General features: G+C 49.1%; 27 protein-coding genes. 14 read left to right on the top strand and 13 right to left on the bottom strand.

Features of this window, described 5'->3' with window-relative positions:
• Positions 1 to 195: 195 nt before the first annotated feature.
• The gene (locus BN3279_RS13550) at positions 196 to 651 is read left to right on the top strand and encodes a GNAT family N-acetyltransferase (RefSeq protein ID WP_059051626.1); all 456 of its coding nucleotides are present in this window, start codon (positions 196 to 198) and stop codon (positions 649 to 651) included.
• A gap of 7 nt (positions 652 to 658) precedes the next feature.
• Here BN3279_RS13550 and BN3279_RS13545 read toward each other — a convergent pair whose 3' ends face one another.
• The 10 genes from BN3279_RS13545 to BN3279_RS13500 all read right to left on the bottom strand — a co-directional run bounded on the left by BN3279_RS13545 (position 659) and on the right by BN3279_RS13500 (position 9162).
• A complete protein-coding gene (locus tag BN3279_RS13545; protein ID WP_059051624.1) occupies positions 659 to 979 on the bottom strand; it encodes a hypothetical protein in 321 nt (106 codons plus the stop codon).
• A gap of 218 nt (positions 980 to 1197) precedes the next feature.
• On the bottom strand, positions 1198 to 2157 hold the full coding sequence (locus BN3279_RS13540) for an ABC transporter permease (protein ID WP_059051622.1): 960 nt from the start codon (positions 2155 to 2157) through the stop codon (positions 1198 to 1200).
• Between the two features lies 1 nt (position 2158).
• Entirely contained in the window at positions 2159 to 3232 is a 1074-nt protein-coding gene (locus BN3279_RS13535) for an ABC transporter permease (protein ID WP_059051621.1), read from the bottom strand.
• Positions 3225 to 4763: an ABC transporter ATP-binding protein gene (locus tag BN3279_RS13530; RefSeq protein ID WP_059051619.1), complete on the bottom strand. Its 1539-nt coding sequence runs from the start codon at positions 4761 to 4763 to the stop codon at positions 3225 to 3227. The genes BN3279_RS13535 and BN3279_RS13530 overlap by 8 nt, the downstream gene beginning before the upstream one ends.
• Before the next feature lie 124 nt (positions 4764 to 4887).
• Positions 4888 to 5970 carry a BMP family lipoprotein gene (locus tag BN3279_RS13525; protein ID WP_059051617.1) on the bottom strand — a complete coding sequence of 361 codons (1083 nt, stop codon included), beginning with the start codon at positions 5968 to 5970 and terminating at the stop codon, positions 4888 to 4890.
• 365 nt (positions 5971 to 6335) lie between these two features.
• Entirely contained in the window at positions 6336 to 6695 is a 360-nt protein-coding gene (gene rplT, locus BN3279_RS13520; protein WP_059051615.1) for a 50S ribosomal protein L20, read from the bottom strand.
• Between the two features lie 44 nt (positions 6696 to 6739).
• Positions 6740 to 6940 (bottom strand): 50S ribosomal protein L35, encoded by a 201-nt coding sequence (rpmI, locus tag BN3279_RS13515; protein ID WP_018753037.1) that lies wholly within the window; start codon positions 6938 to 6940, stop codon positions 6740 to 6742.
• Between the two features lie 60 nt (positions 6941 to 7000).
• The gene (infC, locus tag BN3279_RS13510; protein ID WP_059051613.1) at positions 7001 to 7495 is read right to left on the bottom strand and encodes a translation initiation factor IF-3; all 495 of its coding nucleotides are present in this window, start codon (positions 7493 to 7495) and stop codon (positions 7001 to 7003) included.
• A 273-nt stretch (positions 7496 to 7768) separates the two neighbouring features.
• Positions 7769 to 9007 (bottom strand): glycosyltransferase family 2 protein, encoded by a 1239-nt coding sequence (locus tag BN3279_RS13505; protein WP_059051611.1) that lies wholly within the window; start codon positions 9005 to 9007, stop codon positions 7769 to 7771.
• Positions 8989 to 9162: a hypothetical protein gene (locus tag BN3279_RS13500; protein WP_157686456.1), complete on the bottom strand. Its 174-nt coding sequence runs from the start codon at positions 9160 to 9162 to the stop codon at positions 8989 to 8991. Before BN3279_RS13500 ends, BN3279_RS13505 begins: the two co-directional genes overlap by 19 nt.
• Before the next feature lie 475 nt (positions 9163 to 9637).
• Between BN3279_RS13500 and BN3279_RS13495 the strand changes: the two genes are divergently transcribed.
• Together BN3279_RS13495 and BN3279_RS13490 are read left to right on the top strand one after the other, a co-directional pair.
• Positions 9638 to 10165 carry a phosphatase PAP2 family protein gene (locus BN3279_RS13495; protein ID WP_059051607.1) on the top strand — a complete coding sequence of 176 codons (528 nt, stop codon included), beginning with the start codon at positions 9638 to 9640 and terminating at the stop codon, positions 10163 to 10165.
• Between the two features lie 49 nt (positions 10166 to 10214).
• The gene (locus tag BN3279_RS13490) at positions 10215 to 11354 is read left to right on the top strand and encodes an MGDG synthase family glycosyltransferase (protein ID WP_089153469.1); all 1140 of its coding nucleotides are present in this window, start codon (positions 10215 to 10217) and stop codon (positions 11352 to 11354) included.
• A 318-nt stretch (positions 11355 to 11672) separates the two neighbouring features.
• Here BN3279_RS13490 and trmB read toward each other — a convergent pair whose 3' ends face one another.
• Positions 11673 to 12380, bottom strand: a complete 708-nt coding sequence (gene trmB, locus BN3279_RS13485) for a tRNA (guanosine(46)-N7)-methyltransferase TrmB (protein WP_059051605.1) — start codon at positions 12378 to 12380, stop codon at positions 11673 to 11675.
• 333 nt (positions 12381 to 12713) lie between these two features.
• Here trmB and BN3279_RS13480 point away from each other — a divergent pair, with 333 nt between their 5' ends.
• The 4 genes from BN3279_RS13480 to BN3279_RS13465 all read left to right on the top strand — a co-directional run bounded on the left by BN3279_RS13480 (position 12714) and on the right by BN3279_RS13465 (position 15785).
• Positions 12714 to 13667 carry a tRNA modification radical SAM protein MnmL/YtqA gene (locus tag BN3279_RS13480; protein ID WP_059051603.1) on the top strand — a complete coding sequence of 318 codons (954 nt, stop codon included), beginning with the start codon at positions 12714 to 12716 and terminating at the stop codon, positions 13665 to 13667.
• Positions 13668 to 13669: 2 nt separating this feature from the next.
• Positions 13670 to 14251 (top strand): tRNA 5-(aminomethyl)-2-thiouridylate-methyltransferase MnmM, encoded by a 582-nt coding sequence (locus tag BN3279_RS13475; RefSeq protein ID WP_059051600.1) that lies wholly within the window; start codon positions 13670 to 13672, stop codon positions 14249 to 14251.
• Positions 14252 to 14410: 159 nt separating this feature from the next.
• Positions 14411 to 14809 (top strand): VOC family protein, encoded by a 399-nt coding sequence (locus BN3279_RS13470; RefSeq protein WP_059051599.1) that lies wholly within the window; start codon positions 14411 to 14413, stop codon positions 14807 to 14809.
• Between the two features lie 43 nt (positions 14810 to 14852).
• Positions 14853 to 15785: an alpha/beta hydrolase gene (locus BN3279_RS13465; protein WP_059051597.1), complete on the top strand. Its 933-nt coding sequence runs from the start codon at positions 14853 to 14855 to the stop codon at positions 15783 to 15785.
• 103 nt (positions 15786 to 15888) lie between these two features.
• Here BN3279_RS13465 and BN3279_RS13460 read toward each other — a convergent pair whose 3' ends face one another.
• Positions 15889 to 17709 carry a B12-binding domain-containing radical SAM protein gene (locus tag BN3279_RS13460; RefSeq protein ID WP_059051594.1) on the bottom strand — a complete coding sequence of 607 codons (1821 nt, stop codon included), beginning with the start codon at positions 17707 to 17709 and terminating at the stop codon, positions 15889 to 15891.
• Between the two features lie 12 nt (positions 17710 to 17721).
• Complete coding sequence (gene recQ, locus BN3279_RS13455; protein WP_059051593.1) at positions 17722 to 19554, bottom strand: DNA helicase RecQ; 1833 nt, start codon at positions 19552 to 19554, stop codon at positions 17722 to 17724.
• A 162-nt stretch (positions 19555 to 19716) separates the two neighbouring features.
• Between recQ and rlmD the strand changes: the two genes are divergently transcribed.
• From rlmD to BN3279_RS13420, 7 genes are all read left to right on the top strand, one after another.
• The gene (gene rlmD / locus BN3279_RS13450; RefSeq protein WP_059051592.1) at positions 19717 to 21177 is read left to right on the top strand and encodes a 23S rRNA (uracil(1939)-C(5))-methyltransferase RlmD; all 1461 of its coding nucleotides are present in this window, start codon (positions 19717 to 19719) and stop codon (positions 21175 to 21177) included.
• An 18-nt stretch (positions 21178 to 21195) separates the two neighbouring features.
• A complete protein-coding gene (locus BN3279_RS13445; RefSeq protein ID WP_187377792.1) occupies positions 21196 to 21996 on the top strand; it encodes a hypothetical protein in 801 nt (266 codons plus the stop codon).
• Between the two features lie 144 nt (positions 21997 to 22140).
• Entirely contained in the window at positions 22141 to 22335 is a 195-nt protein-coding gene (locus BN3279_RS13440) for a helix-turn-helix transcriptional regulator (protein WP_059051588.1), read from the top strand.
• 2 nt (positions 22336 to 22337) lie between these two features.
• Positions 22338 to 22802, top strand: a complete 465-nt coding sequence (locus BN3279_RS13435; RefSeq protein WP_059051587.1) for a hypothetical protein — start codon at positions 22338 to 22340, stop codon at positions 22800 to 22802.
• Positions 22803 to 22886: 84 nt separating this feature from the next.
• On the top strand, positions 22887 to 23582 hold the full coding sequence (locus BN3279_RS13430; protein ID WP_059051585.1) for a response regulator transcription factor: 696 nt from the start codon (positions 22887 to 22889) through the stop codon (positions 23580 to 23582).
• Positions 23572 to 25032 carry a sensor histidine kinase gene (locus tag BN3279_RS13425; protein ID WP_059051583.1) on the top strand — a complete coding sequence of 487 codons (1461 nt, stop codon included), beginning with the start codon at positions 23572 to 23574 and terminating at the stop codon, positions 25030 to 25032. The genes BN3279_RS13430 and BN3279_RS13425 overlap by 11 nt, the downstream gene beginning before the upstream one ends.
• A 107-nt stretch (positions 25033 to 25139) precedes the next feature.
• A complete protein-coding gene (locus BN3279_RS13420; protein ID WP_059051581.1) occupies positions 25140 to 26252 on the top strand; it encodes a TolB family protein in 1113 nt (370 codons plus the stop codon).
• Positions 26253 to 26298: the final 46 nt, after the last annotated feature.

The raw sequence follows: 26298 nt of genomic DNA, 5'->3' as shown, positions 1-26298 counted from the left end.
CCCCTAAACCTTCGTCCTCTTCATCGCCGATACATGATATAGTCTTAAAATGTTTAGGAACATTATATGATTAGTTCACACATCGAGTCAATACCCTAATGAATTAAAGTTTTTTATGCGGAACCCTTTCCTTCCTTGCCAACATATGATAAAGGATAGTGCCCAGACACGAACAGCAAGGAGGAGAAACTGCGTATGATTCGTTATAGAAGGCCCAAGCAAGACGATCCTTTTATCTATGATCTGATTGGTAAAGAGCTCGTCCCCTTCTCTCATATGCCCTCCCATGAAGTCGAAGCGGCTCTACGCGAGCTTCCTACACGTATGTCACGAGGGGTATCACTCGTCTCCTCGCCTTATTATGAGGCTGACCCGGTCGGTTTCATTCATTTCTTGATTCATGGCGAACTCTTGTACATCGACATGATGGCAGTAGCCTCTTCTCATCAGCGTCAACGCATCGGCAAAACGCTGATGGCCCACGCCGAGAACTTTGCCTTGTCCCGTGGCTGCAAGCGGGCAAAAGTCATGGTGGACCGGAGTAATCCCCGAGCCCACCTGTTCTACCGCAAATTGGGCTACCGAACGCTGCGCTATATTCAAACGTCTCAATGCTATGAACTGGAGAAGACGCTGCCTGCTCGTTTTTGAGCAAAATTTACCAGAAATAGGGGTAAGGATAACCGCCATAACCGGGGCCGGGGCCATAAGGACCTCCATAGGGGCCACCGCCGTAGCCACCGTAGCCGCCATAGCCACCACCAAAGCCCGGAGCCGTACCGATTGCCAGCAAGTCGAATAGAACGAGGGGAATGAGCGCCTTAGTCTTCACTTTTTTCCCGGGAGCTTGATGAATAATCAAGCGGTTTCCGCTGATTTTCACCAGCTTGCCCGTCACCACAGTACCATCTTTTTTATAAGCCGTGATTGATTTGCCCAGCCATTTCCCGGCTTCTCTTCTTGTCACCGATTTGCCCATCGCAAACTCCTCCTGTCAGGTTACATCCTATAGCCGTGAACATCCATCCCTGTCCGAACATTCCAGCCGACTATGTTGTGTTCAACCTAACCTATTCGCAAATCTCCCCCTGTGCTTGCACCATCGCCTCTGCCAGGCTAATTCGGGCTTGCCTCTCCCGGTTTCGCCCATGCCAAAAAGGCTCCGTCAAAAGACGGAACCCTCTGGATTAAATGCTATTATCGTTTGCTTGGATCGTACGGAGTCCCCAATGCTGATGGTGCGGAAGAGCGTCCTACCGCTCCCACAAGTACGATAATGGTCAGTACATAAGGAATCATGAAGATGAATTCCTGCGGAATGCTTCTGGACCATTCGAACAATTGCACGTAGTTGCGGATCGCCTGAGAGAACCCGAAGAATACTGCAGCACCAAAGGCACCCAGGGGATTCCATTTACCGAAGATCATAGCCGCGATGGCAATAAAACCTTGCCCGGAAATGGTATTATGCGCAAAGGTACTGGTAGTGGTCAACGTAATGGTTGCACCACCGATACCACCCAGCATACCACTGAGCAGCACGCCGATATAACGCATCTTCGTGACGTTAACTCCCAGCGTGTCTGCCGCACTTGGATGTTCACCGACAGAACGCAGCCGCAGCCCAAACGGAGTCTTGAACAAGACGAAGTAAATGACAACCACGAGAATCAAGGCCAGATAGGTCGTCGGATAAGCATTGAACAAACCCTCACCGATAATCGGAATGTCGCGAAGGAATGGAATCGGAACCTTGTGAAATACATTGATCAGCGGCGTTTCTGCAGAGCCGTCGAACAGAAGTTTCACAATATAAACGGTCAATCCGGCAGCGAGGAAATTGATGACAATCCCGCTGATCGTTTGATCCGCTTTGAACGTAATCGTAGCTACTGCATGGATAAGCGCGCCTAGCCCCCCCATAATGACGGCAGCCAGTACCCCTATCCATGGAGCAAACGCCCCCATGCCCGCCTCTTGGGCATAATAAGTACCTACCCCAGCAGCGAATGCACCAAAGATCATCAAGCCTTCCAGCCCGATGTTAACTACGCCTGAGCGCTCCGAGAAAATTCCCCCAAGGGCCGTGAAGATCAGAGCCGTCGAGAAAACCAGGGTCGAATTAAGTAATTGACCAAGTAGTGTTAGCACATCCATGTTACAACACCTTCTCTTTCTTGCGCTTCAGAACCAAAGGCTTCACTATGAGTTTGACGATGCCTTGAGCCGCAATGAAGAATATAATTGAGCCGATGACAATTTTGATTATTTCCGGGGGAACCCCGGCGCCAAAGCTCATACCAGCAGCGCCATAGGTCAGCACACCATATAGAATGGCGCCTAGCACCACGCCGAAGGGATGATTCATACCCAGCAGCGCCACGGCGATGCCGTCAAAGCCATAGCCTGGCGAAGCGGCAAAGACAGATTGATAGTGGAACACTCCAAGCACCTCAAAGGTGCCGGCCAGTCCAGCGAACACTCCACTGATGAACATGGCTTTGACCACATTACGGCCCACATTCATACCGGCATATTCAGCAGCATTCGGATTCAAGCCTACAGACCGCATTTCGTAACCCTGCTTGGTCTTCCAAAGATAGATAAAAAAGAATGCCGCAGCCAAGAGCGCGACCACTGTTCCCCAATGGATTCGCGCATTGTTAAATATGTCGTTCAAAAATGTCATAGCTGCAGAAGCCTCGATATTCTCGGAACGATTCTGCCCCTTCAGCAGGAAGAAATGACGAATAACATAATTCGATAAGTACAACGCCGTCCAGTTAAGCATGATTGTAGTAATAACCTCGTTGATACCCCGTTTAGCCTTCAGATAACCTGCTATGGCCGCCCATAAGCCACCTCCCAGCCCCCCTGCGATAACAGCCAAGGGTACAACCACTGCCGATGGAAGGCTCGACAAGGATAGCGATACAGCCGTAGCCGAGGTCATGCCAATCAATACCTGACCGTCAGCACCGATATTAAACATACCGGAACGGAAAGCAAAAGCAACAGCTAGGCCAGTAAAGATCAGCGGTGTTATCTGACGAATCGTTTCCCCGAAGTCATAGGGATTTCCAATAACCCTCTGAATCAGCGCACCATAAGCTGTCAGCGGATTATAGCCGCCAACCAGCATAACTACCGCACCGACGAGCAAACCTAGAATGATGGCCACCAGTGGCAAAACCAGGCTGTCCATAGTGAATATTTTGCGTAATCTATCCAACGCTATGACCTCCCCGTTCCAGGCTTCCCGACATCATCAAGCCAAGCTCCTGATCGTTGGTTTCCTGTGGAAGCACCTCGCCCACAATACGCCCCTCGTAAATGACTGCGATGCGATCCGATACATTCATAATTTCATCCAATTCAAAGGAAACGAGCAATACCGCTTTCCCTTGATCGCGCTGCTCAATTAATTGCTTATGAACAAATTCAATGGCTCCCACATCCAGACCTCGCGTTGGCTGTGCAGCAATGAGCAGATCCGGATTTTTATCTATTTCCCGCGCAATAATCGCCTTTTGCTGATTCCCGCCAGACAAGGAACGTGCCTTTGTCTCGACACTTGGCGTACGAACGTCGAAAGCCTCCACCAGCGCCTTGGCATGCTCGTCAATCGTCTTGTGATCCAGGAAGCCACGTTTGCTGTAGGGTTCCTTGTAATATGTCTCCAAGACCATATTTTCGCTCACCGAAAAATCCAGTACTAGCCCGTGCTTATGACGGTCCTCAGGAATATGCGAGAGTCCATTTTCGATGATTTTTCGCGCAGGCAAATTAGCGATTTCCTTGCCCCCAAGCTGAATGGAGCCGGAATCGATTTTACGCAGCCCGGTTATGGCCTCGATTAATTCACTTTGACCATTCCCATCCACACCAGCTATACCAACAATTTCGCCAGCCTTCACGTCTAAATTCAGCCCGTTCAGAACAGATATACCATGTTTGCCCTTAAGCGTTACCTGGCTTAGTTGCAATACAGGCTGTCCGATCTGCGGTTCTTGCTTGTCCACTTTGAAAGAGACGTCCCGACCAACCATCTTCTCTGCCAGTTCCTGCGGGTTAGTCTTGTCTGTATCCACCGTATCAATTACCTTCCCACGACGAATAATCGTCACGCGGTCAGAAATGTCCATGATCTCCTTCAGCTTGTGGGTAATCAGTATGATTGACTTACCCTCTGCAACCAATCGCTTCATGATTTCCATGAGCTCCTGAATCTCTTGCGGCGTAAGCACAGCGGTAGGCTCGTCAAATATAAGTACATCCGCGCCGCGGAACAGAATCTTCATGATCTCGACCCGTTGCTGCATCCCGACAGAAATATCCTGGATTTTAGCGTTCGCATTCACTTGAAGACCGTATTGCTCCGACAATTTAGCCACTTGGGCAGACGCGGATTTATAGTCGATATTAAGACCTTTTTTGGGTTCCATACCAAGAATAATATTTTCGGTCACCGTAAAAGGCTGTACCAGCTTGAAATGCTGGTGAACCATCCCAATTCCAAGCTTGATTGCTTTATTGGGGTTATCAATGGTCACCGGCTTGCCATTCATCTCAATCAAACCTTCATCCGGTTGATAGAGGCCAAACAGAATGTTCATCAGCGTTGATTTGCCCGCACCATTCTCGCCGAGCAGGGCATGAATCTCCCCTTTGCGCAGAGCCAGACTAATAGAGTCGTTTGCGATTACACCTGGAAAACGCTTTGTGATTTGCTTTAACTCGACTACCGGAGCCTCAGCACTCATGAAATCACCCTCACCATATTGGGATTAACGCAAGCAACAAGGCCAGTTGATCCACTGGCCTTGCCTGCTTGAAACCTGTATTCTACTTTCGACGCAGGCTTAAGTTAGCACCTGCTATCCTTCATTACTCAGCAGGAACCGTAATTTCGCCGCTGATGATTTTTTGCTTGTACTCTTCTACTTTATCCAGAATCTCCTGGCTTACGTTCGGATTTTCTTCTGGCAAGCCAACGCCATCTTCTTTCAGCGTCAACGTTGTAACTTTACCACCTTCAAAAGTGCCGTCGATTACTTGTTGAGTCACGTTCTTAACGGCTACGTCTACACGTTTAATCATGGAAGTCAGCGTTACTTCATCGCCAAACTCAATGGATTGGTCCTTGTCCACGCCGATAACCCACATTTTATTTGCTCCACCGGCACTGTTGCGCGCTGTTGCTTCGTTAAATACGCCATTACCCGTTTGTCCTGCCGCAGGGAATACGATATCCGCGCCGTAGTCAAACAATTGACCAGCCAGGGACTTACCGATATCCGGCTTGTCATAAGCACCGGCATAGGTAATCTTCACTTCGGCATCCGGGTTCACAGCAGCTACACCAGCTTGGAAACCAACTTCAAAGCGTTTGATAACTGGACTTTCCATCCCGCCGATAAAACCGATTTTGTTCGTCTTTGTAGTCAGACCTGCTACAACACCAACGAGGAATGAACCTTCGTTCTCGGAAAAGGTAACAGATTCTACGTTAGGGGCTTCAACCACGCTGTCGATGATTGCCAGCTTGGAGTTCGGGTTAGCATCAGCTACTTGTTTAGTGGCATCCCCGAGATCAAAACCGATAGACCAAGTCAGGTCGTAGCCGCCTTGCACAAATTGGTTAAGGTTCGGAACATAGTCCGAGCTTTGATTACTTTGCAGGTACTGATGTTGAATCCCTTGCTCTTGGTTCATTGCTTCAAGAGCTTCCCATGCAGATTCGTTGAAGGATTTGTCGTTTACGCCGCCTACGTCGGTTACGAGACCGATTTTAAACTTGGATGCATCAGACGCGGTGTCCCCGCCGTTGCCTGCTTGCGTATTGTCGGCATTACCTGTGTTCCCGGTATTGGCCGCTCCACCGTTGTTTGCTGCATTGTTGCCGCATCCCGCCAGAACCAAAGTGAGTGCCAGCACCATAAGTAAAGATAGTTTAAAGGCTTTGTTCATTGCGATTATATCCCCCTTAAAATATTGTGGCCTGTCTAGGTTTCACCACACAGACAGATTATACCTTCAAAATGTGCTAAAATCCATACCTTTAACAACCCTTGGTCAAATAATTTTCGGGTTTATTCATTTTAAAGCGCTTTCTTACGACAAAAATATCATTCAATGTTCGCTTCATGTGAACTTCGATTTTGTTTGCTAAGTCTAGTGCCGACTTCTTGCCTATAGTGTTCCAAATTCCCTGCATTTCCATGCCAGAACACCATCAATTACCAAGCAAGCAAAGCCTGTTTTTTCCATTCACTCTCAAAAAAAGCGCCGCCCCGGTGTCTTACCGGAGACAGCGCCTTGATTAACATCTCTTCTTAAGCGTTAATCTTTTCCTTTGCAACAGCAGCCAAGGAATTAAATGCGTTCAGATCATTTACAGCAAGATCTGCCAGCATTTTGCGGTTGATGTTCACTTCAGCCAGCTTCAAACCATGCATCAGCTTGCTGTAAGACAAACCGTTCATGCGAGCCGCAGCGTTAATACGCACGATCCACAATCTGCGGAAATCACGTTTCTTCGTTCGACGATCGCGATAAGCGTAAAGCAAGGATTTCATCACTTGCTCATTTGCTGTTTTGAAGATACGGTGTTTGGAACCGAAGTAACCTTTAGCCAATTTCAATACTTTTTTATGACGACGACGAACGACGAATCCGCCTTTAACTCTTGCCATTTATAAAACCTCCCAGGTAATTGTGTTTATTTGTCTGTTTTTAATTATTTCAGGTTTGCCAGTTGTTGCTTCATACGGCTAACGTCACCGGCGTAAGCAACAGGGCTGTTGGCCAAAACACGTTTACCACGTTTCGACTTATGGGACAGCAAGTGATTGCGGTTCGCTTTGTAACGTCTTACTTTACCAGTTCCGGTAATTTTAAAGCGGCCTTTCAGGCTGCTGTGGGTTTTCATTTTAGGCATTGTACTTCCCCCTCAAAGTTTGTGAACGCCGCTTTCTTCACTATATATAGAAAACAAACGTTAGTTTTTCGGTGCTAAAATCATGATCATACTGCGGCCTTCCAACTTCGGAAAGCGCTCAACAGCAGAAATCTCAGTAACTTCTTCTCTTACGCGATCGAGAATCTTCTTCCCGATATCAGCATGGGTAATTTCCCGCCCGCGGAAGCGAACTGAGCATTTCACCTTGTCGCCTTCTTTCAAAAACTTGACCACATTACGAAGTTTGGTCTGGTAATCATGTTCCTCGATATTGGCACGAAACCATACTTCCTTGATGTCCACGATCTTCTGATTCTTACGGGCTTCCTTCTCTTTCTTCTGCTGCTCATAACGGAACTTGCCATAGTCCATAATCCGGCAAACCGGGGGTTTGGCAGTTGGCGCAACGTTCACCAGATCCAGATTCAGGTCAATTGCCATCTGCAGCGCTTCGCGCAGAGGCGTAATACCGATTTGCTCGCCTTCGGCACCCACCAGACGGACTTCTTTCGCACGAATCTCGTCATTGATCATGTGTTCCTTACTGATAATTCTCCACCTCCAAATAGTGTTAAATCTACCGTGACCGGGCTTACACACTAAAAAAGGGATACAGACATTTGCCTGCATCCCTCATTGATCGTTAATCTTCATGAACATACCATTCACAAATCAACGGATCAAAACCAGCCGACATAAAGTCGATCAGGTGAGAAGCCAGGGCCTCTACTTGCAATCCAAGTATCAAAGTCGTTCTTGTAACCTTAGATACTATATCACATTCAAGAATAGTCCGTCAAGCAGCAATTATCCTTGTTTGCTTTGCACTTCTTCCAGGCGGACCACCCGCGTATGTTGCGTGTGACTCCATTGTTTGTTGTTCTGAGTGAAGAAAGCATAGAACGTAATTGGCCACCATGAGATCAGGTACACCGGGAACAAGATCAGGTAAGCATATACCTTCTTGAACGTAACCTTCTCCAGCACCATGGCTGCCAAGAAAATAAATACATTAGCCAATATCGCCACAAAAGAAACCCATAGCGGCAAGTAGCCGTAAAGCGTGTCAAAGTGCGGACCGTTCAGCAAGGCCTGATCAACCCAGATAAAGGCCGTCAGCAGGAAGGTTAGCAGCACCACATACACATTGGCACCGTACAAAGCCATATCCAGCTTCACCATATTCCGTTCCTTGATGCTCTTCCAGAGCAACGGGAAGAAATAACGGCGGGCAACCGTAAAGTGCCCTTGCATCCAGCGCAAACGCTGACGAGCAGATGCCTTGAACGTGAGCGGCTTTTCATCAAACAATTTAGCATCATAATTGAAGACCGGGTAAACCCCGCGCTCAACGCAACGCATTGTAAACTCCAAATCTTCAACCAGGCTGGTTGCACCCCAACCCATTTCCTTTAACAGTTCGGTTTCGAAGCACATGCCCGTACCGCCCAGGAAATTGGCCATCTTGAGATTCGTCCGGGACAATTGCCACAAACGGTTGCAGTACCAGTAGGAAATACCATAAGAAGCGGTAATCCATGAATCCTCAGGATTCTTCGTATCGATATAGCCCTGAATCACCCGAGCACCGCTGCAGAGATCATTGTTCATCTCACGCAAGAAATCCGGATGTGCCAGATTATCGGCGTCGAACATGACTACGGCATCATATTGCCGTGGCATCTTCCAGAGCTCTTTCAGCATCCATTCAATAGCGTAGCCCTTCCCACGCAAGTTCGGGTTGCTGCGCACGCAGGCGTTCATTCCGTGACTACGGACAATGCTTGCCGTATTGTCTGTGCAATTATCGCAAATGACAAAAACGTCGTACAATTCTTTCGGATAGTTGAGATGCTTCAGATTTTCCATTAGAGCCCCAACTACTTTTTCCTCGTTATGCGCCGCTACCAGCACGGCAAATGATTTACGCGGAGCAAATTGCTCCTTGTGTTTGTTCCTGTACATGCCGAATAAAGCCAAGCCGAATTGATATACCCCGATCACTGCTAGCACGACCTGAAGTGCGATCAAAAAGACTCCCAACATGATTTCTTGCCCCCTTTTAACCCCTTTTGTTGTTGTGTTCTCTCTTTGTTTGGAGTTTGTTTTGTTGTCATGACCCTTGTTTTTTCTTTTGGTTCGTCTTTCTCTCTGTTTTTTATTGCCTTGCTCTGTTGAAGTAAACCATTACGATTTTCCATGACTTCACGTCTTTTGTCAAAACGACTCTGGCCCCTTCGCAGCCCAAATACCTTGAAGTTAGTCAATTAGGACACACAGGGCCCCTACTTGCTGCATTCAGGGACGGTTACATCTTATTTTCATCACTTTTGGCATTTTTTATTTCTTTTTTCTGTTTTTTTTCATGATCGGCAAGGTTTTCATCGGCATGACATGTATACAGACGAAGCTTCCCGGCAAAAAGTTTACAATTCCGCACCATCTTCTTTAAACTTTTTTGTTATCATTTGAATCAGCCTATTGTAAAAAGAAGCTCATTTTCTGCCCCTGTGGCCCCCAATACGAAAAAACGTCCTTGAAAAGGCCATGGATTAAAAATATGATAAGTCTAACCTGAAAATGCCATGCTACTTTAGATGGGCAGCGATTTTGAGAGGTGTGCTGCAAGGCACTTCAGGCCGCAACACGCGGTCAAACATCATGCGGAGGGATTTCATGATTCGTTTATTTCATAAGTTACAACAACTCGACCGAAAGCTTTTTGTAGGAATTAATGGTCGCTTGCATCGCAGTTTTTTGAATTTTTGGCTTTATCATTTAACTCATCTGGGTGGAGCATGGTTTACGATCGTTTCCTCCTTATTAATCTGGATCGCGGCGCCGCAGCCATGGAGCAAAATCGGTCTGCAGTCCTGCGTTGCGCTGGCGGCCAGCCACATTCCGGTGGCCTTGGTTAAGAAAATCTACCCGCGTGTACGTCCTTATTTGGCCTTGCCCGGCACGAACACCTTTCGTAATCCGCTAACCGACCATTCGTTCCCGTCCGGCCACACAACGGCAATCTTTTCGGTGACCGTGCCCTTCATGGCCGCTGCTCCCGGACTGATTCTGGCCTTAATGCCCTTGTCTCTGCTAGTGGCAATTTCCCGTATTTACCTGGGTTTGCATTACCCATCCGATACCTTAGCCGGGGCTGTCATCGGCTCTTCTGTGGCGCTTGGCACGGTTGCATTGTGGAGCTAAAGGGGATATTGTAGACAATAGGAAAACCTTGCAGGAAAAGGTGAAACCAGTGCAAAAACAAAGAGTCTTGCTTTTATCCGAGGGGTTTGGAGCCGGTCATACGCAAGCGGCCTACGCGCTCTCCAGCAGTTTGCGAAAGCTCGCGCCGAATGTACAAACGAAAGTGCTGGAGTTGGGCAGTTTTTTGAATCCTAGAGTGGCGCCACTCATCATTACCGCCTACAAGAAGACGGTGTCCTCGCAACCTCGGCTGATTCGTATGATGTATCGCAGCAATTACAAGAAATCCTTGAACCGATTGACGACACTTGCTCTTCATCGGATTTTTTATACCCGTACCATTCAGATTATTCGTCAACTGCATCCTGACGTTATCGTTTGCACTCACCCGATCCCGAGTGCGGTAATCTCACGTTTGAAGAGAATTGGCATGCTGAATGTCCCGCTTTCCACTGTCATCACAGATTATGACGTGCATGGGGCATGGGTAAGCCGCGAGGTTAACTGCTATCTGGTCTCGACCGATCAAGTGAAGCAGAAATTACTGGAGCGGGGCGTCGAAAGAAACAAGATTCTCATCACCGGCATTCCCGTACACCCGAATTTTTGGGAGCGGCACCGGAAGGAGGATATCCGCCAGCAGCTTGCGCTTGGCAATATGCCCACAGTGCTTGTGATGGGCGGAGGTTGGGGATTTATGAAGGATGAGGCTGTTTATTCCTTACTCGCCTCGTACCGGGAACAGATCCAGCTTATCTTTTGCTTCGGCAACAATGAGAAGTCGTTGGAGAAGATGAAGAAGGACCCCCGCTATGATCATCCGAATATCCATCTTCTCGGATTTACGAAAGAAATCGATAAGCTGATGGAAGCCTCCGATCTGTTGATTACCAAGCCCGGCGGCATGACCTGCTCCGAAGGTTTGGCCAAGGGAATTCCCATGCTGTTCCACAAGCCGCTTCCAGGACAAGAGGAGGAGAATTCTCACTACTTCACGCAGCAAGGCTGGGGAACACCCATCAACTCACTCGATGATATCACCGTTTGGATTAAGCGCCTGACTGAGAATTATGATGAAGTTGTACGTTCACGGCAAGAGGTAATCAACCACATCGCCGGGTATCGTCCTATGCAAAGTGCTCAAGCCATCATTGATCTCCTTGGGAATACAAACTTTATCCGAAAATAAGCACCTATCAAAAAAAACCTTCAACTTCGCTGGATCGTGACCATGTTGATCAGGATCGTGCAGTTGAAGGTTTTTTTGTCTAAAACAGGGTCACAACCATTCGTAAACGAATTGAACCCACCACTAACGGGAAATTCTCCTGTTAATTTTGGGATTTTTCCCAGCAATAGACGATTCCATCAAGATTAGCAGGAGAAAATCACTATAAAACCCGCTTTGTGGCGAATTTAAGCGGTTTAACGGGAGTTTTTCCCTATAATTCACAAAAGGGAAGCCCGGATAGGCCTCGGGGAAACGCGATATCCGGGTCATTGAGCCTTAAAACATATCCATTTTTCGGTCTTGGTAGCGCTTGAGGGCCGCCTCGCCCACCATGACCTCACAGCGATAGATCGGCATTCCCTTGCCTACGAATTTGCTTTCGTATTCCGTCAGCACATGTGCCTCGTTAATGCCATCCTCGTGAAGGCTGAGCGTAATGTCGCTCATTTGCAGGCCCACTGCCGAGAATGCATTAAGCGAAAATTCGAACAAGACACGGGAATCGGTCTTGAAGTGAATTTCCCCCTCGTCGTTCAGCAGGGTACGGTATTTCTCAAGGAACCGTGGATGCGTCAGGCGTCTGCGCCAGTGTTTTTTCTTCGGCCACGGATCACTGAAGTTCAAATAAATTCGTTCAACTTCTCCAGGTGCAAAAAATTCCTCAATCGTTTCGATATTGCCCAGCGCCAAGCGGACGCTCTGCGGTTCGCTACCATCATACTCGGCCCACTTCGCCCGTACCTTTTCACTTCCGCGCCGAATCAACTCGTCATACATATCCATCCCGATAAAATTAACGTCGGGGTATTTGACACTCATACCGCTGATGAACTGCCCTTTGCCCATGCCGAGTTCAATGTGAATCGGTCGGTCATTGCCAAACACCTCGGCCCAGCGACCTTTATATTCCTTGGGATGGAGCACCACCAATTCCTGTTGCTGCTCCAAGTTTTCCCTAATCCCTTTTCTACCGCGTAAACGCATGCTATTCCTCCGCTTTCGTGTTATCCATTCCCTGCATATTTTGCCGAAGATCGTCGTAAAAGTAAAGACCACAATGAAAAAGGAATCAAACGGCCGCCGGGGAGACGGAACGGATGATTCCTCTTTCGATATATTTTGGAATTGGGGTTCCACGAATTTGATACTATCAAAATAACATATTCTGTAACCCTTCGCAAGGAAGACGGCAGGCTCTATTCCCCTTTTGGCACAAAATTTGATACAATGAAGCAAGTAGAAGCGGCGAATCTACTGCGTTTTTTTATATGAATAAATATACAGAAGAAAATTTTGTGACAGATTGAAGGAGTTATGATGAGCATACAGATGACAACCTCTCCCACCTTATGGGGAGACAAGAGATTTCATACATGGAATACGGAAATGCGCGGCCAGTTCGGCGAGAAGGTATTCAAGGTCATGCTGGATGCCGGATTCACCTGCCCTAACCGGGATGGTTCGATTGCTAAGGGCGGCTGCACGTTTTGCAGTGCTCGGGGATCGGGAGATTTTGCCGGAAGCCGCCGGGAAGACCTGGTGACCCAATTTGGCACAATTCGCGACCGACAGCACCAGAAATGGCCGCACGCCAAATACATCGGTTATTTCCAGGCCTATACGAATACGTATGCACCGGTAGAGCAACTACGTGAATACTATGAAGCTATCCTGGAGCAACCAGGTGTTGTGGGCTTGTCTATCGCTACGCGTCCAGACTGCCTGCCGGACGATGTGGTTGATTATCTGGCTGAGCTCAACGAGCGGACCTATCTTTGGGTGGAAATGGGCTTGCAAACTGTTCATGAATCCACGTCTGAGCTTATTAACCGGGCCCATGATACGAAATGCTATACCGACGCAGTTGAGAAATTGCGCAAACGAAACATTCGCGTCTGCACCCACATTATTTACGGACTGCCGCAAGAAACGCATGAGATGATGCTTGATACCGGACGGGCCGTTGCCGCCATGGATGTGCAGGGAATCAAGATTCATCTGCTTCATCTGATGCGCAAAACACCAATGGTGAAGCAATACGAAGCTGGCTTATTGCAATTTCTGGAGCAGGATGAATATGTTAAGCTCATCGTGGATACTTTGGAGTTTCTTCCACCGGACATGATTGTCCACCGCCTGACAGGAGACGCCCCGCGCGATCTATTAATCGGTCCCATGTGGAGCCTGAAGAAGTGGGAAGTGCTCAATGCCATTGATGATGAACTGAAGCAACGGGATACATGGCAAGGAAAATACTGGAGGGGACGCTAGGCATGGGCTTTCTCTCGGTGTTAAGCTTCGCCCATAAGCTTGTGAGTGAACGGCTCACTCCAGGCGATATCGCCGTGGATGCGACTGCTGGAACTGGGGCAGATACGTTATTTCTAGCTAAGGCATGCGGAATGAAGGGCCACGTCTTCTCCTTTGATATTCAGCAGCAGGCTCTTGATTTGACCCAGGCCAGGATGGCCAAGGAAGAGAGCGGCTTGATTGCAGAGGTCACTCTGCTGAACACCAGTCATGCGCGGATGGAGCAAGAACTGCCCGTGAATGTGCACGGACAGGTGGCTGCCGTCATGTTCAACCTTGGCTACCTGCCAGCCGAAGGGGCTGATCCGGCGTTAATTACCGTTCCTGACAGCACCATCCCCGCACTGGAGGCCGGACTTCGTCTGTTGCGTCCACGCGGTGTCTTGACGGCGGTTCTCTACCCCGGGCATCCGGGCGGGGAGATTGAAGCGGCGGCTGTCGAGGATTGGGCGAAAGCTTTGCCTGCGTCCATGGGACAGACTATCATCTATAGGCAATTGCAGCGACCCTCTGCACCATACTTAGTCGCAGTTGATCGAAAATAAACTCTAAAATAGGTAGTTCAAAAAGTCGTCTTCCCATGACGAAGCTGTTCGAGGAGTAGATTCGACATCGAATCTTGCATTCATACAACCTTCTCGGTCCTGTAAACCCGACTTTTTGAACATTAATTTGAAATGAACAATACCATGGGGGGCATACTAATGGGGATTCGCAAGATTGAACATATAGGAGTTCGCGTTTCGGCGCTGGAGGACTCCATTGAATTTTATGAACGAATTATCGGTATGAAGCTGCTTCATACCATTGGGGAAGTCGACGATGGACTTCGTCTGGCTTTTCTAGCCTTTCCCGGGCAGGAAACGGTAGAAGTCGAACTAATCAGCATCAAGGATAGCGAAGAACTGCCGAATGAAGGCAAGGTTCACCATCTCGCTTTTACGGCTAGTGATATTGAAGAGGAGTATGCACGTATTTCTTCACTGGGCCTCTCCGGTCTTGATCCGGAGATTCGTGATCTGCCGAGTGGTGCCCGCTTCTTCTTCTTCAATGGCCCGGATGGGGAACGAATCGAGTTCTTCCAACCCGCGTTTCTGGCCTGATTAGTTAGACCTAACATAAAGAGTGTGAGAGAGGGATTGACGTATGGAGGAACTTACGTTTACCTTCGATAATGGAACAGGTCATGACGTCTTCGTCTACCGCTGGCGGGCTGAAGACTCGAAGACGCCTCCCGTGGGCATCCTGCAAATTGCGCACGGGATGGCAGAAACGGCCAAGCGTTACGAGCGATTAGCCCGTAGCTTGACTGCCTGCGGCTATATCGTGTATGCCAGCGACCACCGGGGACACGGGCGTACTGCGGGCTGCCCGGAGGAACTCGGCTATCCTGGCAGCGACGGCTTTACCGGCATGGCAGAGGATATGCTGGCATTATCCGAAATCATCCGGCAAGAGCAGCCAGGATTGCCGCTATTTCTGATGGGTCACAGCATGGGCTCCTTCTTGACGCAAAAAGTCATGTACCTGGCGCCGGAACATTATAACGGCTTTATTCTCTCCGGTACCAACGGCCCCCGCCCTTTGCTCACCTTGGGCAAGAGCCTGGCTCGTGTACAGTCCAGGCTCCAGGGGGACAGCCACCGGAGCCTGCTGTTAAATGCAGTAACCTTCGGTGGCTTCAATCGCAAATTCCTGCCCGTCAGAACGCCCTTTGACTGGCTGTCCAGCGATGAGCAGGAGGTGGATCGGTACCTGGAAGATCCGGAATGCGGTTTTCTATGCAGTGCAGGCTTCTTCTACGACTTCTTCACCTTGCTCCAGGAGATTCATCAGCCCCGCAATATGCAAAAAATTCCGAATCACAAGCCCGTTTATATCTTTGGCGGAGAACTTGATCCGGTTGGCCTGAATGGTGCTGGTGTGCGCCGCTTGGCCGAATTGTACCAACAACTTGGCCTCCAGGATGTCGAGACCAGGTTATATCCCGATGGTCGGCACGAAATGCTGAATGAAATCAACCGGGATGAGGTCACGAAGCATTTATGTGACTGGCTGGAGCGGCATCTGCCGGAGTAGACGGTCGCCAGTATGGTGTTGTTGGTTGCAATGCAGTCTCAGTACGCAAAGAAATAGCGGGTAACGAGTGGGATTCCTCCCGGCTCGTTACCCGCTTACTTGATTATATGGACGATGCCCCTCCCGATATAGCCATCTGGTTCGGTGATACCAAGAAATACACAGGACGCTCGTCTAGCTCCTGCTGATAAAGAACAACCAGCAGCAAGCTCTCAGGCAATATGCCCTCTCGTGCAGTGTCCAATATCGGATCAAGCTCAAGCTGAACAGCGGCATCCACATGCTCTCTTAACGCCAAAGGCACTTCCTCCAAGACGGCATACTTTTGCAAATCGCGTTCCTCAAGGCCATATGCCTTATAACGTGCCGGAAGCAGCGGCGACTGCCCTGCCAGCACCTTAAAGCCTGTGCTGCGCCGCTCTTTATTCATGCGGTCCTCCCACCAGATTTTGCGGGGCTTATATTTATGTTCCAGCAAATAATCCAGCTTCAACAAGCCAAGCACCATCTCCGGCTCGTTCATCCCACGGTGCTCCAGGAACGCATACAAACGGGTAAATAAATCCTCAAGCTGATGCCCAATGCGTTGCCAGCCCTGTCCCTCCCAATAGTCGCCAAATTCCTGAAAGAAGTCGAATGGGGATTCAAACTCACGACTAATCAGATACTCCAGCGTATGATCCATACGATGGGCATTCCAATACTTCTCAAGAATGTCCTCCAATCGCTTCAACCGGATTACATCCGAGAACGGTAGGATATCATTACCTAAAATCTCGTAGGGCGCATGATCCATAAATGTATAATTATACTTGGCCGCTTCATTGCGCAGTCCCGTTCCCCGCAGCATTTTCAGAAATCCAAGCTGCAATTCCTCCGGACGCATGGCAAATACATCGTTGAAGGTTTTACGGAAGGAGAAGTAGTCCTCTCCCGGCAACCCGGCAATCAAATCAAGATGCTGATCAATTTTCCCACAGTCCTTGATCTTCATAACCGTCCGGGTGAGCTTGGTGAAATTTTGCCGGCGCTTGACCAACTCATTGGTCGCATCATTTGTCGACTGCACTCCGATCTCAAAGCGGAAAATTCCCGGCGGCGCATTCTCCGCCAAATAATCCAGGACCTCTGGCCGCATGATATCCGCTGTAATCTCGAATTGGAACACGCAGCCCTGGTGATTCTCAATCAGGAATTGGAACATTTCCATCGCATAGCTGCGGTTAATGTTGAAGGTCCGGTCCAGAAACTTGATGATTTTGGCACCATGCTCAATCAGGTACAAAATATCAGATTTCACTCGCTCGATATCGTAATAACGCACCCCCACCTCTACGCTGGACAAGCAGAACTGACAGTTAAACGGACAGCCCCGACTCGTCTCAAAGTAGACGATGCGCTTGCCCAAATCGGGAATATCATCCGCAAAACGATGTGGTGATGGCAACGTATTAAGATCAGAGTTGGGACGTGGAGGATTAACGACGATCTCCTCGCCCTTGCGATAAGCTGCCCCAAAGACATAATGGAACTTCCCTTCACCTGACAGCTCTTGAAGCAAATGATGGAACGTCTCCTCTCCATCTCCCATGACAATAAAGTCCACATCGTCACACCGCGCCATAAAATGTCTGGCATCATAAGATACTTCCGGGCCACCGAGTATAATTTGAAGCTCCGGCAGCACCTTTTTGAGCAAAGTCGCCAGCTTGAGCGTCTCTTCAATGTTCCAGATATAGCAAGAGAAGCCAACTACGTCTGGCCGTTTCTGAAATAGATCGGAGACGATATTCATCACCGGATCTTTAATGGTATACTCCGCCAGTTCAATATCAAATTCCTTTTCGCTATAGGCCTTCAGCAGGCGGATCGCCAGCGAGGTATGAATGAATTTTGCGTTCAAAGTTGCCAATATGACTTTCACAGGCTCACAACCCTACTCCATATTTTGAAAAAAATCCAGAAACGGCTTGCCATATTTACGATACTTGACCTCACCTACGCCCTTGATCTTCAGCATGTCCGCTTCACGGGTCGGGCAAACGACACTCATTTCCCGCAAGGTCGCATCGTTAAATATAATATAAGAGGGCACATGTTCCTTCTCTGCCAAGTCCCGACGAATCAAGCGCAATTGCTCGAACACGGTCTCATTGACTGCTGATGGGCCATCGTCGTAGCTGCGACGCCGTGAACTGCCGGATGGACGATTGGCCGCTGTTGGCTCTGGAGCACGCAACATCACCTGCTCCCGGCTTTTCAGTACCTCCACGGCCAGCGGCTGCAAGCGAACTACCGGATACTGCCCCTCAGATAAAGCCAGATACCCCTCGGCAATAAACACATTAATCAGCTCAGAGATTTGCTTCTCCGTCTGGGTGCGCAGCATCCCGTACGTAGGGAGCTTCTCGAAGCCATACTGGAGCACTTTCTTGTTCTGCGACCCCTTAAGCACCGATGCGACTAGGGACACACCAAACCGCTCCCTCATCCGATGAATACAGGAGAAAATGATTTGCGCATCCCTTGTCATGTCCACCAGTTCGCGCTCGTCTCGGCAGGAGCTGCAAATGCCACAGGGCTTATGATCATGCACCTCACCAAAGTAATCCAGCATCGCCCAGCGCAGACACTTCGTCTGATAGCAGTATTCCACCATCTGCTGGAGCTTGCGATACTCATTGCGCTTCCGTTCGTCGTCCTGGGGGTTTTGTTCGATCAGGAATTTCTGAGTCATGATGTCTTGCGGACTGAACAGCAAAATACAATCGCTGGGCTCACCGTCCCGTCCGGCTCTCCCCGCTTCCTGCACATAAGCCTCCATGTTCTTAGGCATGTTGTAATGGATGACATACCGAACGTTGGACTTATCGATCCCCATGCCAAAAGCGTTCGTTGCCACCATCACCCGGATATCATCGTATAGGAAAGCCTCCTGGCTCTCCTCCCGCTCCTTATCGGCCAAGCCCGCATGGTAGCGTCCGGCGGGAATACCTGAGCGGCTGAGCCGCTCATAGAGGTCGTCCACCTCTTTGCGGGTAGCTGCATACACAATCCCCGGCTGATGAGCATGGGTATTGGCATAATTCAACACAAATTCCTTCTTGTTCTCACCGCGAAGTACGGACATCGACAGGTTGTCACGTCCCAGTCCCGTGACGAACACCTCTGGCGTATCCAGCCTTAGCAGTCGAATCATATCGTCCATAACCTCTGGCGTGGCCGTAGCTGTGAACGCGGCCAGAATCGGCCGCTGTGACAAGCTCTCCACAAACGGCGAGACCGCTAGATAGCTCGTCCGGAAGTCATGTCCCCATTGCGAGACGCAATGCGCTTCGTCAACCGCTACGCAGGAGATAGTCAACCCGCTCATTTCCTCGCGGAACCAATCCAGCTCCAGCCGCTCCGGCGCCACGTACAGCAGCTTAAGCTCACCCCGCCGTGCTGCGCGGATGCGGTCGTTGACCTCTTTTCCCGACAAAGTGCTGTTAATATAAGCAGCGGATATCCCGGTGGCTGTTAGTGCATCCACCTGATCCTTCATGAGCGAAATCAGCGGGGACACTACCAGTGTCAGACCCGGTAGCATTAGCGCAGGAATCTGATAACAGATCGATTTCCCTCCGCCCGTTGGCATAATCCCCAAGGTATCCGCCCCGGACAGCACGCTGGCCACTATACGCCGTTGTCCTTCACGAAAATCGGGATAACCGTAATATTTTTGCAGCAATTGCTGCGCTTGTTCCATCGTTAATACATCCGTGGTCATTTCAGCATTTCTCCTAACATCCCATTCAAAGACTTCATGAATTAAGTTTAACGAGGTTTGCCGAATTGGGCAACCGAATCCATCCAACCCGGGATATGGAACCATTCCCTCTGCCCGTGGTATAGTGAGCTTGTATAAATGTTTTGAGGATGGAGACTGGAAATGAAAGAAAACAAGCATGCTACCCCGCGAAATAGCAAAAAGAATAGCTCCGCCAATCCGGCGAACCGCTCCAAGCCCTATGCCGCCAAACGCGAACAAGCGGAAGAAGTGCGCGCCGGTGACCGTATTGTCATCACGATCAAGAGACTGGGCATCAACGGGGAGGGCGTAGGATATTATCGCCGTAAGGCCGTATTTATTGAAGGCGGCATCCCCGGGGAGGTCGTTAAGGCCGAAGTTGCCAAGGTTGATCCCAAATATATAACCGCTCGGATCAAAGATATTGAGAAGCGTTCCCCTGGGCGTACGGATGCCCCTTGTCCCGTTTTTGACGTATGCGGCGGATGCCAGATTCAGCATATTAAATACGAGGGACAACTTGCGGGTAAGGAGGACATCATTCGTGAGGCCTTCTCGCGTTATGCCGGATTGCAGGAGCTAAGAATGAAGCCGATGCTCGGTATGGATCATCCCTGGGGGTACCGCAACAAAGCCCAGCTTCAGCTTGGCACCTCCCCGAAGGGCATCATCGCAGGACTATACGCGGCTGATTCCCATCGCTTAATTGATATTACCGGTTGTCCCATTCAGCATCCCAAGGTCAATGAAGTGGTAGACAAGACGCGAGGGATACTGGAGCGCCTTAACATACCGGTATATAAGGAGAAGAGTAATCAGGGTCTGGTACGGACGATCGTGGTCCGCGTAGGATTTCAATCAGATCAGGTTCAAGTGACGCTGGTTACAGCGAGTGACAAGCTCCCCCGTCGTCAGGAACTAATCAAGGAATTGCGTCTTGCCCTCCCGGACCTCACCTGTCTGGCGATGAATGTGAATCCGAAGAATACCTCACTTGTATTTGGGCAGCGGACCGAGATTCTTTGGGGCTCCGAAGGAATTCAGGAATCATTAGGAGACCTTGAATTCTCCCTGTCCCCTCGCGCCTTCTTCCAGCTTAATCCACTTCAGACGGTCAAGCTGTACGAGTCGGTACGCGCAGCAGCCGGATTGACGGGACAAGAAACGGTGGTTGACGCCTATTGCGGCACAGGAACTATCGGCTTGTGGCTGGCACCTTATGCCAAGGAGGTACGCGGAATCGAGTCCATCTCCGAAGCAGTCGAGGATGCTAGAGCCAACGCAGAACGTAACGAACGCACCAATGCTACTTTCCATACGGGGTATGCCGAAGAACTGCTGCCCCGCTGGGTCAAGAACGGCTTTTCGCCGGACGTCATCGTCGCCGACCCGCCCCGTACCGGGCTGGATCACCGGTTCCTCGAAGCCGTGCTGCGGACGAAGCCGAAGCGCTTTGTGTACGTATCCTGCAATCCCTCCACCCTGGCCAAGGATTGCAAAATCCTGCTGGATGGCGGATACAAGCTGGAATGGCTCCAGCCGGTCGATATGTTCCCGCAGACAAGCCATGTGGAGTGCGTGACAAAGTTGGTACTTCAGTAAAACGAGGAGGGGCCTATGGTGAGCAAAGTGGTAAAAAGCGTTTTCTACGACGATCTTCAGAAGGCTGGGAATTTCAAACAGCTTGAGCACAGATTGCTGGGGGAGTCGAATCTTCCAGGACCACGGGCGAATTTGGGAGCAGCTTCCGCCTTTGCGGATGCCTTCGCATTCAGTGAGGTAACCCGCGAAGCATGGGAATTGATTGTGGAATGGAGCCAAGTATTGGATGCCCCCACGGATGATCCCCGCGAGTTCTTGCCTTTTTGCGCGCTACAGGCTATGGGAGCCTACTACCGTTATGCAGAGTCTTCCCAGCAAGAGGTCATCCTCCAGTGTTGCCAAGCGGCAATGAATGATTCCAGATGGCGGATGCGTGAGGCGGCAGCAATCGCACTGCAACGAATCGGGGAACAGGATTTTGGAGTGCTCCAAAGCTTGTTTGATTCGATGCTGGACACGGCTGGAGCGCTGGAGAAGCGAGCCTTTATAGCGACATTGGCCCACCCTCCCCTGCTCAAGGAGCCTGCTCATGCTTTGTATGCGCTGAAGCTGTCAGAGCAGATTTTGGATGAGATTGCTGCCGGACAAACCCGTTATAACACGGAAGAATTCCGTGTCCTGTCCAAAGGTCTGGAGTATGCGCTCAGCGTATTTGTGGAACATGCCCCTGAAGCAGGCTTTGAACTGCTGGCCAAATTCGCCGTTACTGAGGACAAGCGGATGTTGAAAATCGTAAAATCCAACCTTGGTAAAGCGCGGCTAACCAAAAAATTCAGTCAGGATGTGGAGCGCATCCAACTATTAATGAACAGTGAATAACATACAATTGCTTTCCTTGAGAAGTCCAAGCAGACGATCTGCTTGGGCTTCTTTTCGTCCCAAAACCACATTACATAATGTAATATATAATTGACATTTAGTAATATGTAATGATACAGTGTTATTGAAAGGAGTTGGGGCAGCTTGAAGAATAAAAAAATGAAGATTGCCAGGGTGGAAGCTGAGGTATCGCAAGAACGCTTAGCCGAAATGGTCGGAGTCACAAGACAAACCATAAATTTAATTGAGTCAGGTAACTACAACCCCACCCTTAAGTTATGTATTGAGATATGCAAAGCACTGAACAAAACTTTAAATGATTTATTTTGGGAGGAATGAATATGAGCGCCGACAAAACAGTTAAAGAAACGAAAGTAATGATGACTGTATCGCTAATTGCGGGTCTTATTCTGCTCGCCATTGGTCTTGTAACAAGACAGTTGAATTTCGGATTCCTGTCAGACAATAAGGCATTATTGGCTTTGTCGCTCCTGCCTTTTAGTATGGCTTTCGTTTCTTTCTTGAAATTATCAAGAATTAAGAATTCGCCCGAGAAGATGAGAAGTATGCTGATTAGAGAGAATGACGAAAGGCTTGTAGCCTTAAATAATGAAGCTGATGCAAAAACGTTCAAAATACTTCAGGGCACTTTGTTCTTGGCTTACTTTGGCTACACCTTTCTTTTTCCACAGGAAATTTTTGAATCGGCCGGATGGTGGGTTTTACTGATCCTTTTATTGGGTTCTATGTTATTGCAGGGAATTTTGCGGCACCAGATAGGTAAAAGCTCGAAGGAGAGTTCGTAGCCCATCCTCCCAGCATTCGCTACTGTTAAGCCCGGGATATGGATATGCTAAAAACATATGTCCAGAAAGGAGTGGTGGCTAACAATGAAGGAGAAAGTTCTGGTCATAGAGGATGAGCAAACTATAGCCAATGCCATCACCTATGCCTTAACCCGAGAGGGCTATATGGCCGAGGCGGTTTATCATGGTGAAGCTGCTCTAAAAAGAATGGAAGAATTTCAGCCGGATGCCCTGATTCTGGACGTGATGCTCCCCGGCATGGACGGGTATGAGATTTTGAAGAAGCTTCAAGGAAAAGCACGTGTCGGGGTCATCATGTTGACCGCCAAGGAAGATATTGTCCATAAGGTATTGGGCCTTGAATTAGGTGCGGACGATTATATGACGAAGCCATTTGACATGCGGGAGCTGCTGGCCCGTTTGAAGTCTCTGTTGCGTAGAATTCAGACGGCCCAGCCTAATCAGGATTCGGATGCAATCAGCGTTGGCGGCATCACACTTTTTACGGATAAGCGCATCGCGCTGGCGGGTGACCGCTCTCTGGAGTTGACTCCCAAGGAATATGACTTGCTCACTTTGATGCTGGCTCATCCCGAAAGAGTCTACACCAGAGAACAATTGCTCAATACAGTGTGGGGCATAGATTATTTCGGGGGTACGCGCACTGTGGATATCCATGTTCAGCGTATACGCAAGAAGCTCGGCTCGCCTTTTGACAACATCATTCAAACCGTATACGGCATAGGCTACAAAGCCTTGGGAGGCAGTCGTGAAAATTAGTATCCGAATCAAATTCAGCCTGTTTCTGGCCGCCCTGCTGCTCCTTGTCGTATTTCTGCTAAGTTTACTAGTGTTACGAGGTATTGAGGACAACCAGCAGAATCAATACGAGCAATATTTAGCCCAGCAAGCCAAGACGGCAAACATGTATTTTATACAGACCCTCTTATCGGAAGAAAGCAAAGTCCCTGAGACCTTTCTCGCGATGAAAGGCCAGGAGTTCACTGAGCAACTGGAGCTAATTAGCGGGCAATCGCTGGTCTTATATAATATGCAAGGAGAACCCGTCAGCAGAAAAACAGCCAATCTCTCCGCTGACAACATCAAGAAAACCCTCGCCTATGCCCTGGAACATAAAACGGCTTATCTTGTGGAAGGAGATTCTCTATTTTATCTGACACCACTTCGGGCAGGCAATGAGCAGGTTGGAGTTATACAATTCTATTACTCCCTCTCCACCCATCTGGCCTTTTATAACGATATCCGGCAGTTGTTTATTTATATAGGCGCGGGTGTATTCATCTTAAGCTTCCTCGTTGGTAATATATATTTCAATTCCTTTGCCACAGGCATCATCAAACTTAATCAACTGGTGGACCTCATAGGGAAGGGTCATTATGACACCACTACCCTCAAACGCAAGGATGAGATCGGCAAGCTAAGTCAAGGAATTCATGCGATGAGCGGACAGATCAAACGAACCATTCAGGGCATGGAAGACGAGCAAAACAAGCTTAAGCTGGCAGTCGACAAATTGTCCCTGCTGGACATACAGCAGAAGCAATTCATTGGTAATGTAACTCATGAGTTCAAGACGCCCCTTACCTCCATCAAGGCCTACATCGACCTGCTGGAAATGTATCCCGATGACGAGAAGCTGCTGCAGACGGCGATTGTCAATGTGAAGAGCGAGACCGAACGCCTTTATCAGATGGTCGATAAGGTCTTGCAGTTATCGGCGCTGGAGAAATATGATTTCGAGCTTAAGCTTGAGAAGCTGGCGGTTAAACCGGCGATCGAATCGGTACTGGGCAGCTTGAAGGGCAAAATCGATAAGTTTGGTATTAGGCTTCATGTCGAACTGGAAGACACCTATATCCAGGGCGACAAAGACAGCTTAACCCTCGTTCTGGTTAATTTACTGGACAATGCGATTAAATATAATAAAGCGAATGGAACCATTTCTATTAAAAGCTACGCAGCCGCTGACCTGGTGTACATTGAGATTGCCGATACCGGGATCGGCATTCCCCCTGAGCTGGCGGAGAAAATATTTGAACCCTTCTACACGGTGGATAAGAATAGGTCCAGGGAGCAGGGCGGGGCCGGACTTGGCTTGTCGCTTACCCGGAAGCACGCAGAAATGATGGGAGGCTCCATTGCTCTCATCCACACCGGACCTGAGGGCAGCCAGTTCAGAATGGTCTTTCCCCCATCTGATTCAGCTTGAGTCCCTTTGTTTACAAGTTGGATACAATTGTTAACCTGACGGCTACATTTGTAGATTCCCGCGAAACAAGTTCTTGATAATTTAATTATCGAGGAGGCGAAGACAAAATGAAAACTATCACATTAACCAAAGCGTTATGCATGTTGACCATCTTGCTCCTGGCCGCAGGATGCAACGGGGCATCGGAGAATGGGAAGGTCACCATTCAGGAGCCAGGGAGTTCCATTACAATTATTGACGATGAACAGGGCGATGCGGGTGAGCCTGGAATATCCGTTGTCAAAATCGATGCCTATAAGGAAGTGGAAATCTCGGATTGGCTGGATGAGAACACGCTCATCGTTGCGAAGGAGAATGAGTCCTTGGAAGAAATGCCCCTGGAAGAATTGGCTGGTCATCACCCAAGGAGCTTATACAAATACAATCTGGCTACCAAAGAGTATACTTTGCTTAAAGAAGAGCCTAACCTGAATCTGGGCGGAGCCAAGCTCTCGCCAGACCATAAGTATTTACTTTATGCCGGAAATAGCCTGGGAGACCCGTCGTATGAGGTGCTCGAACTTGATAGTCTGAATAGCTTTAAGATCTCCGGAGAGAATATCGGCAATGTAGGTAGCGCCTACTGGGCGGATCAGGACACCATTGTCGGGGCCGGGTATATGAATGGGGCTTATATCTCGGATACGAAGGGAAAAGCAACCTCTCTCTCTGAACTTGGTCAGGAGGCCCTGTTTATTGTTAGGAAGGTCAAGGATACGGTTTATTACAATACTTCCAGCGACAATACACTGCAAGCTCTTAATCTGACCACCCGGGATATAACCAGTTTGGACCTGCCTAATGTGGGCGGTCTCTACCCTTCCCCGGATCAGAACAAAATTCTGGTCTTGCAGTATAACGGAGCTAAACAAACGTTATCGTTGGCAGATGCGGATGGAAGTAATCTTAAGAAGATTGCTGAGGGCGTCGAACTGGGCGGTATTTCCTGGTCCCCGGACCAACGAATGATTGCGTACAGCATGAAGGGCGAAGAGAACGGGGCTTCCGTCAGCGGCTTATACGTACATGATCTGCTCGCTGGTGAGTCCACCTCGATTGCCGTGGACGTTACAAATGCCCTAACTTGCTGGAGCCCTACCGGAGAGCAGCTTGTGTATACGTGGTGGGATGGAGAACAGTATAACAGCAGCATTGTTTATTTGAAATCTTCGTTACAGTAATTATCGCGCTCCCCATGGAAGTAGCAGGTGTAACACTAACCTGTTC

Source organism: Paenibacillus senegalimassiliensis, from assembly GCF_001486585.1.
Taxonomy (GTDB): Bacteria; Bacillota; Bacilli; order Paenibacillales; family Paenibacillaceae; genus Fontibacillus; species Fontibacillus senegalimassiliensis.
Note: the sequence above shows the minus strand (reverse complement) of the source record. Positions and strands in the feature narration are given on the sequence as shown.